This window comes from Pseudomonas brassicacearum subsp. brassicacearum (genome assembly GCF_008801605.1).
GTDB classification, from domain to species: domain Bacteria; phylum Pseudomonadota; class Gammaproteobacteria; order Pseudomonadales; family Pseudomonadaceae; genus Aquipseudomonas; species Aquipseudomonas brassicacearum.
Genome location: NZ_VZPJ01000009.1, coordinates 270393 through 276692, shown reverse-complemented (window position 1 = coordinate 276692; position 6300 = coordinate 270393). Strand labels below are relative to the sequence as shown.

Here is a 6300-nt window from a genome sequence, read left to right as displayed (position 1 = left end):
CCGAAGCCCAACGCGCCCTGCGCGATGAACTCAAGGCGGCCCTGCGCGAACACCTGCCGGACTACATGATCCCGGCGCACCTGCTGTTCCTCGAACAACTGCCCCTGACCCCCAACGGCAAGCTCGACCGCAAGGCCTTGCCGGCGGTGGAGACCGGGTTGTCGCAAAGCGGTTACGAGGCGCCCGTCAGCGAACTGGAGCAACAGATCGCTGGTATCTGGCAAGAGGTGCTGGAAGTGGAGCAGGTCGGTCGCAACGACCATTTCTTCGAACGCGGCGGCCACTCCTTGCTGGCAACCCAGGCGGTCTCGCGTTTGCGCAAGCTGACGGGCTATCCGCTGAGCCTGCGTGACTTGTTCAATCATCCACAGCTCAAGGCGCTGGCGGTCCTGATGGCTGGCACTGCCGATGAACCGGTCCGGGCGGGCGATTCCCATGAAGTCCGGCTCAAGGCCCATGGGCCGCGACGTTCGGCACCGCTGTCGTTGGTGCAGCGACGTTTGTGGATCGCCGAACAATTGTCCGGCGGTACGTCGGCCTATGGCATGCCCATGGCGCTACGCCTGTGCGGCGAATTGTCGATGGCGCACCTGATGAGCAGCTTTGCAGATGTGGCTCGCCGTCATGACGTACTGCGCACCGCGTATGTCCAGGACGAAGAAGGCGATCCGCTGGCGCTGATTGCCGATGAGGTGCAACTGGACTTCCCGGTGATCGACCTCGCTGGCCTGTCGCCCAGTGCCCAGCAGGAACAGGTGGCCCGAGCGACGCTGGAAAACGCGCGCATCCCCATCGACCTGGAACAGGCACCGCTGTTGCGCGGGCGGATCCTGCGCCTGGGGCCGACGGAGCACGTGTTGCTGTACGCCATGCACCACATCATCTCCGATGGTTGGTCGATGGGGCTGTTGATCAACGAACTGGTGCAGGTCTACGAGGCATCCCTCAAGGGTGAACCGATGCCGCTGCCACCCCTGGAGGTTCAGTACCATGACTTCGCGCTGTGGCAACAGGCGCTGGAGGAGCAGGGCGTGCTGGCGCGCCAGGCCGAGTACTGGAAACACCGGCTCGGCGGCTACGAAGGGCGCCTGGACTTGCCGCTGAGCAGCCCCCGGGGCCAGACGGCGTCCTACGACGGCGATGCCCTGCAGTTCCAGCTTTCCACCGCGCTGAGCGGGGCCTTGCGCCGGTTAGCCAGCGAGGCCGGTGTCACGCTGTACAGCACGCTGCTGGCGTCCTTCCAGGTGTTGTTGCATCGGCTCTGCGACGCGCAAGACCTGATGGTCGGGGCCGACGTGGCAGGTCGTGAACAGCCTGAGCTGGAGCGGCTGATCGGTTTCTTCGTCAACGTACTGCCCCTGCGTTCGCGCTTCGACGCCGCGGCCACGTTCTCGCGCTTCCTGGGGCAGACCCAGGACAACCTGCTCGGCGCCCTGGAGCATCAGGACTTGCCGTTCGACCAGATTGTCGAAGCCTCGGGCGTACCGCGACACAAGGGCATGAACCCGTTGCTCCAGGTGTTGTTCGTGATGAACAACGTGCCGGTGCGCACCCGCTCCATGACCGGGTTGAGCGTGGAATTGCTGCCGGCGCTCGAGACCCATTCTAAATTCGATATGGCGTTGTTCGTTGACGAAGAAGAAGGGCAATTGCGCGGTAATTGGCAATTCGCCACAACCTTGTTCGGACATGAGCGCATCCAGCACCTGATTCAGGCCTGGACAGCCCTGTTGGAACAGATCGTCGCTGATCAGGACATTCAATTGGGAGCTATCAGCATGCCAGTCGACAACATGGCGGCGGCCGTCACGCCTGCCACCGTCCCGGGGCCCAAGGCCGACAAACTGGGCAAGTTTCTCAAGCGTTCCGTGACACCCCTCGCCAAGCCTCGTGTGGCGCGGGTGCGTGAATCACTGGTGGCTGCACCGCAGCGCTTTCCCTTGATGCTGGAGCCGGGCGAGCCCCATCTGGATGTCATCGAGTGGATCCAGCAGAACCGGCCACTGATCGAGCAAAAGCTGGCCGAGCATGCGGGCATTCTGTTCCGCGGTTTCGAGCTGGACGGTATCCAGGGTTTTGAAGCCTTCGCCGAAGCGGTACAGCCAGGGCTTTATGGTCAGTACGGCGACCTGCCGAAGAAAGAAGGCGGCAAGAACACCTACCGTTCCACGCCGTACCCCGAGCGCAAGATGATCCTGTTCCACAACGAAAGCTCCCATCAGGACCGCTGGCCGCGCAAGCAGATGTTCTATTGCGAGCAAGCCGCACCGGTAGGCGGCGCGACCCCGGTGGTGGATTGCCGGTTGATGTATGAACGATTACCGGCGGACCTTCGCGAGAAGTTCGAAGACAAAGGGTTGCTGTACGTACGCACCTTCACCGACAAACTCGACGTGTCGTGGCAGCACTTCTTCAAGACCGAAGACCACCTTGAAGTGGAGGCCCGCTGTCGGGCGGGCGGCATCCAATGGCGCTGGCTCGATAACGACGAGTTGCAGACCCGCACACCGGGGCCCGCGATCATCACGCACCCGATCACCGGAGAGAAGTCGTTCTTCAACCAGGTGCAATTGCATCACATCTATTGGTTGGACCCGGATGTGCGGGAGGACCTGTTGTCGATGTTCGGCCTGGAGCGCATGCCTCGGCATGTGTATTACGGCGACGGCACACCGATTGAGGACGAGGTGATGGCGCGTATCGGTGAGTTGTATGAAGCCTGCGCGGTGCGTTTCGACTGGCAAAAAGGTGATGTGATCCTGCTGGACAACATGCTGGTGGCCCACGCCCGCGACCCGTTCGAGGGCCCGCGCAAGATCGTGGTAGCCATGGGCGATATGTACGACCGTAACGCGCTGGACAACCCGGCCAGTGCCGGGCCCGCGATTCAGGGCAGGCGCAATCTGGAGGAAACCGGAGCATGAACGAAGTAACGATGGATCAACAGGACCCGAGTTTCCCGCTGACGCCCGAGCAACAAATGCTGCTCGAACAACTGTCGCCCACGGCGACCTGTGGCGAGGTGTTGCGCTGGCTGAACGTGGTGATCGACGGTGATCTCGATCCGCAGCGCTTGCAGGTCGCGTTCGATACGCTGCTGGCGCAGCAGCCGATGCTCTTGGCGCGGCTGGGCAAAGTCGCCGGTTTCCACGGTTGGCGTCAGGCCGCCGCCAGCGCCGTTCGCTTCCCGCTGACGGTACAGGCCGGCGAGCAACGGGCCGAGGACATCCAGGCGCAGATCAAGGATTCGATGGGTCGCGCTTTTGTGCTCGGCGAATCGGAAAGCCTCCAGGCCGGGCTTTATCGTCTGGCGCCACGGCAATGGCAACTGGTGCTGGGCATCGCCCGCTATAGTGCCGATGGGCAATCCCTGAATCTGCTGCTTGAGCAGGTGCAGCAAGCCTGCGCCGGGATCCAGGGAGCGGAAGACGACGCACCGGGCGAGTTCACCCAATACCTGGAATGGCGCAGTGAGGTGGTGCTGGATGAAGATGCCGCCACCGGACGCACCTACTGGCAGCAGCACCTGCACGGCGTGCAGACGGACATCGCCACGCCGTGGCTGGCCGCACGCAGCGCCGGCAATGAGACCGGTGCAGGCGACAGGTGCGTGTCGCTGACACTGGAACCTGCCCAGCGTGACGCGTTGTACCGTCTGGCCAAGCAGCTCGGCCAGCCGCTTGCCACGCTGCTGCAAGGCGCGTGGTGGGTGTTGCTGGGACGTTTGAGCGGGCTTGAGCAGGCGCTGGTCGGTGTGCGCCATGACAGCCGTGGCGACTATGAATACTTCGCCAATGCCGTGGGCGTGTTCGAGAAAACCCTGCCGCTTTGCGTTTCGTTGCCCGCCAGCGTGGCGTTCAGCGAGTGGTTGAGCGAACTGGCGGCGGGCCTCGAAGCCCATCGCGCCTGGCAGGAATACTGGACCCCGGACCTGGCGCCTGACGCACGCCCGGTCTACGGCTTTACCCTGGGGCAGGCGAGCGGTGCCAGGAGCAGTGGCGACCTGAACTGGGCGCCGGAGCCAATGCTTGTGCAGGCCGATGCGTTCGAGTTGCTGTTACAGGTTCAATTGGACGATGCCCAGCGGCTTGCCGCGGTCAATCTGTCTTACGCCAGTTCGCGTTATTCGCTCGCCTCGGCCAGCGTCGTGCTGGAACAGTACGGCGTGCTGTTGGCGTCGATCCTTGCCGCCCCGCAAACCGCACTGGCGCAGCTCAATTTGCTCAGTCGCAGCGAGGAACAGCGCTTGCGGGCGATCAATCCGCCGATGCAGGCATTGGCGGATGGCCGTTATCTGCCGCAGCGCATCGCCGAGCTGGCGATTCGTACGCCGGACGCCATCGCCCTGACCGACGCCCATCAGCACTTGAGCTATGGCCAGTTGCAAGCCCGGGTCGACCGTGTGGCGCAGTGCCTCAAGGACCAAGGTCTGGGCCAGGGGTCGATTGTCGCGCTGGCGTTGCCGCGTTCGGTGGAGCTGGTGATTGCAATGCTGGCGAGCTGGCGCATAGGGGCGGCGTATCTGCCCCTGGATGTGCAGTGGCCCCAGGCGCGTCAGGCGTTGATGCTGGAACAGGCCGACGCGGCGATGTTGCTCACCGATGCGACGCATCTGCCGACCTGGCAGGGGCAGCCGTACAAGGCGCTGACATTGGCTGAACTCAGTCAGTCGGCAGCGCCCTTGCCGGTGCTCGCCACCAAAGGCAACGACATTGCCTATGTGTTGTTTACATCTGGCTCCACCGGCGTGCCCAAAGGCGTGGTGATCGAGCATCGGCAATTGCTCAACTACACCGCCCAGGCCAGTCAGGCCCTGGGGCTTGCGCAGTGCAAAAACGTCGGTTTCAGTTCCACCGTGGCGGCAGATTTGGGCAACACGACGTTGTTTGGTGCATTGTTCAATGGCGCCACCCTGCATGTGGCCAGCGATGAGCAGATGCAGGACGGCGCGTTGTTTGCCCAGTACGTGCAGCAGCAACGGATCGACTGCCTGAAAATCGTGCCGTCGCACCTTGCGGCGCTGCTCGACAGTGAGCAGGCGACACTGCCGCTTACGCTGATTCTGGGCGGCGAGCCGATCCCCGCGACGTTGATCGAGCGCATCGCCCGGTTGCGCAGCGATTGCCGCGTGTTCAACCACTATGGGCCGACCGAAGCCACGGTGGGGGTGATGATTCATCCGTTGTCACTGCACGGCGCCGCCGGCGATTGTGCGGCGCTGACTCAGGTGCTGGGCAACAACCAGGTTTACCTGCTGGACGCCGATCTGCGCTTGGCGCCGGTGGGCGTGCTGGGTGAGGTGTACCTGGGCGGCGCGCAGTTGTGCCGGGGCTATCTGCATGCCGAGGCCGATGAGCAGACGTTCATTCAGAGTCCATTTGATCCGGCGCAGCGGTTATATCGCACCGGCGACCTGGCGCGGTATCACCCGAATGGGGCGATCCAGCTGTACGGTCGGCGTGATCAGCAGGTCAAGGTGCGCGGGTTCCGTATTGAACTGGCGGAGATCGAGGCGGTGCTTCTGCGCATGCCGCAGGTGGCCGAAGCCCTGGTGCTGCCGGCGGCGTCGGTCGAGCAGGGACTGTTGGCCTTTATCGTGGCGCCGGCGGGTAGCGCGACGGGCGTGTTGGACGCCGCCCGTGCCGGGTTGAGCGCCCGCCTGCCCAGCGTGATGGTGCCCCAGCACATGCAGCTGATCGAAGCTTTCCCGCGATTGGTCAACGGCAAGATCGATCGCAAGGCATTGCAGCAGTTGGCGGGTGCGGCAACGGATGACAAAGACGCCGCGCCGCGCGATGCGCTGGAGCAATTGCTCGCCGCACGCATGGCGCAGTTGCTGGGGCTGGAGCGATTGGGCATCGATCGCGACTTCTTCGCCGCCGGAGGTCATTCGTTGCTGGTGATCAAGTTGGTGGCCGGTATTCGCAAGTTGTTGCAGTGCGAAATTCATCCGGGCCTGGTCTTCGATCATCCGACCGTGGCGTCGCTGGCGCTGGCCTTGCGGGCGCTAGAGAGCAGTCCGGGGCAACTGGAGAAAATGGCCCAGGTCCGCCTGCGCATGGAAGCGATGAGCCCCGAGGAAAAGCTCCGCCTGACCGAACAGGCTCGGCAGCTGCAAGCCGCCAGGGCTGCGCAAAGCAACTGACATCACACGAAACAAAAGGTCGCCGCCCAACAGCGATTCCCAGAAATGGAACGCGGAGCGTCCCAGGCGGCATTCCCACGCGGAGCGTGGGAACGATCGGATCACACGAAACAAAAGGCCGTCGCCCAACAGCGACGGCCTTTTTTTTAATCTTT

General features: G+C 63.4%; 2 protein-coding genes. Both read left to right on the top strand.

The window, feature by feature from the left end; translation table 11 throughout:
• Positions 1–2924 (top strand): condensation domain-containing protein (locus F7R20_RS21250; protein ID WP_209311822.1); only part of this gene is annotated, 2924 nt, incomplete at its 5' end.
• A complete protein-coding gene (locus F7R20_RS21245; RefSeq protein ID WP_042956466.1) occupies positions 2921–6145 on the top strand; it encodes a non-ribosomal peptide synthetase in 3225 nt (1074 codons plus the stop codon). The genes F7R20_RS21250 and F7R20_RS21245, both read left to right, overlap by 4 nt.
• The last annotated feature ends 155 nt before the right edge of the window (positions 6146–6300 follow it).

What these genes read in the sequence shown, in the direction of transcription:
- F7R20_RS21245 (WP_042956466.1), top strand. Translation starts at nt 2,921, where the DNA reads ATGAACGAAGTAACGATGGATCAACAGGACCCGAGTTTCCCGCTGACG.